Genomic DNA, 3,129 nt, shown 5'->3' on the forward strand with positions numbered 1-3,129 from the left:
CTAGATCGTTCTTTAAAAATTTGGGTATGTGATAGAAAGATAGACTGGATAACACTTTCACTGGTGTTTATTCAGGCTAAGGTAAAATTTGTGAGTTTAATCGCGAATTTTCGGCGAATGTCGTCTTCACAGTATAACCAGATTGCTTGGGGTTATATGGTCAAGTGAAGAAGCGCATACGGTGGATGCCTTGGCAGTCAGAGGCGATGAAAGACGTGGTAGCCTGCGAAAAGCTTCGGGGAGTCGGCAAACAGACTTTGATCCGGAGATGTCTGAATGGGGGAACCCACCTAACATAAGTTAGGTATCTTAAGCTGAATACATAGGCTTAAGAAGCGAACCAGGGGAACTGAAACATCTAAGTACCCTGAGGAAAAGAAATCAACCGAGATTCCCTTAGTAGTGGCGAGCGAACGGGGACTAGCCCTTAAGTGGCTTTGAGATTAGCGGAACGCTCTGGAAAGTGCGGCCATAGTGGGTGATAGCCCTGTACGCGAAAATCTCTTAGTCATGAAATCGAGTAGGACGGAGCACGAGAAACTTTGTCTGAATATGGGGGGACCATCCTCCAAGGCTAAATACTACTGACTGACCGATAGTGAACTAGTACCGTGAGGGAAAGGCGAAAAGAACCCCGGAGAGGGGAGTGAAATAGATCCTGAAACCGTATGCGTACAAGCAGTGGGAGCCCACTTTGTTGGGTGACTGCGTACCTTTTGTATAATGGGTCAGCGACTTATTTTCAGTGGCGAGCTTAACCGAATAGGGGAGGCGTAGCGAAAGCGAGTCTTAATAGGGCGTCTAGTCGCTGGGAATAGACCCGAAACCGGGCGATCTATCCATGGGCAGGTTGAAGGTTGGGTAACACTAACTGGAGGACCGAACCGACTACCGTTGAAAAGTTAGCGGATGACCTGTGGATCGGAGTGAAAGGCTAATCAAGCTCGGAGATAGCTGGTTCTCCTCGAAAGCTATTTAGGTAGCGCCTCATGTATCACTGTAGGGGGTAGAGCACTGTTTCGGCTAGGGGGTCATCCCGACTTACCAAACCGATGCAAACTCCGAATACCTACAAGTGCCGAGCATGGGAGACACACGGCGGGTGCTAACGTCCGTCGTGAAAAGGGAAACAACCCAGACCGTCAGCTAAGGTCCCAAAGTTATGGTTAAGTGGGAAACGATGTGGGAAGGCTTAGACAGCTAGGAGGTTGGCTTAGAAGCAGCCACCCTTTAAAGAAAGCGTAATAGCTCACTAGTCGAGTCGGCCTGCGCGGAAGATGTAACGGGGCTCAAACCATACACCGAAGCTACGGGTATCACTTAGGTGATGCGGTAGAGGAGCGTTCTGTAAGCCTGTGAAGGTGAGTTGAGAAGCTTGCTGGAGGTATCAGAAGTGCGAATGCTGACATGAGTAACGACAATGGGTGTGAAAAACACCCACGCCGAAAGACCAAGGTTTCCTGCGCAACGTTAATCGACGCAGGGTTAGTCGGTCCCTAAGGCGAGGCTGAAAAGCGTAGTCGATGGAAAACAGGTTAATATTCCTGTACTTCTGGTTATTGCGATGGAGGGACGGAGAAGGCTAGGCCAGCTTGGCGTTGGTTGTCCAAGTTTAAGGTGGTAGGCTGGAATCTTAGGTAAATCCGGGATTCTAAGGCCGAGAGCTGATGACGAGTGTTCTTTTAGAACACGAAGTGGTTGATGCCATGCTTCCAAGAAAAGCTTCTAAGCTTCAGGTAACCAGGAACCGTACCCCAAACCGACACAGGTGGTTGGGTAGAGAATACCAAGGCGCTTGAGAGAACTCGGGTGAAGGAACTAGGCAAAATGGCACCGTAACTTCGGGAGAAGGTGCGCCGGTGAGGGTGAAGGACTTGCTCCGTAAGCTCATGCCGGTCGAAGATACCAGGCCGCTGCGACTGTTTATTAAAAACACAGCACTCTGCAAACACGAAAGTGGACGTATAGGGTGTGACGCCTGCCCGGTGCCGGAAGGTTAATTGATGGGGTTAGCTAACGCGAAGCTCTTGATCGAAGCCCCGGTAAACGGCGGCCGTAACTATAACGGTCCTAAGGTAGCGAAATTCCTTGTCGGGTAAGTTCCGACCTGCACGAATGGCGTAACGATGGCGGCGCTGTCTCCACCCGAGACTCAGTGAAATTGAAATCGCTGTGAAGATGCAGTGTATCCGCGGCTAGACGGAAAGACCCCGTGAACCTTTACTATAGCTTTGCACTGGACTTTGAATTTGCTTGTGTAGGATAGGTGGGAGGCTTTGAAGCGTGGACGCCAGTTCGCGTGGAGCCATCCTTGAAATACCACCCTGGCAACTTTGAGGTTCTAACTCAGGTCCGTTATCCGGATCGAGGACAGTGTATGGTGGGTAGTTTGACTGGGGCGGTCTCCTCCTAAAGAGTAACGGAGGAGTACGAAGGTGCGCTCAGACCGGTCGGAAATCGGTCGTAGAGTATAAAGGCAAAAGCGCGCTTGACTGCGAGACAGACACGTCGAGCAGGTACGAAAGTAGGTCTTAGTGATCCGGTGGTTCTGTATGGAAGGGCCATCGCTCAACGGATAAAAGGTACTCCGGGGATAACAGGCTGATACCGCCCAAGAGTTCATATCGACGGCGGTGTTTGGCACCTCGATGTCGGCTCATCACATCCTGGGGCTGAAGCCGGTCCCAAGGGTATGGCTGTTCGCCATTTAAAGTGGTACGCGAGCTGGGTTTAGAACGTCGTGAGACAGTTCGGTCCCTATCTGCCGTGGACGTTTGAGATTTGAGAGGGGCTGCTCCTAGTACGAGAGGACCGGAGTGGACGAACCTCTGGTGTTCCGGTTGTCACGCCAGTGGCATTGCCGGGTAGCTATGTTCGGAATAGATAACCGCTGAAAGCATCTAAGCGGGAAACTAGCCTCAAGATGAGATCTCACTGGGACCTTGAGTCCCCTGAAGGGCCGTCGAAGACTACGACGTTGATAGGTTGGGTGTGTAAGCGCTGTGAGGCGTTGAGCTAACCAATACTAATTGCCCGTGAGGCTTGACCATATAACACCCAAGCAATTTGACTACTCGAAAGAGCATCAGATTGCGGTGTGTGAAGACGCAATGAACCGAAAGTTCGAGA

At 50.9% G+C, this 3,129-nt stretch carries 1 rRNA gene; it reads left to right on the forward strand.

What is annotated here, in order from left to right:
- Positions 1 to 158 precede the first annotated feature (158 nt).
- Positions 159 to 3,050 (forward strand): 23S ribosomal RNA (locus J4E42_RS29295).
- The last annotated feature ends 79 nt before the right edge of the window (positions 3,051 to 3,129 follow it).

It is taken from the genome of Pseudomonas sp. FW300-N2A2 (assembly GCF_017351735.1).
Lineage (GTDB): Bacteria > Pseudomonadota > Gammaproteobacteria > Pseudomonadales > Pseudomonadaceae > Aquipseudomonas > Aquipseudomonas migulae.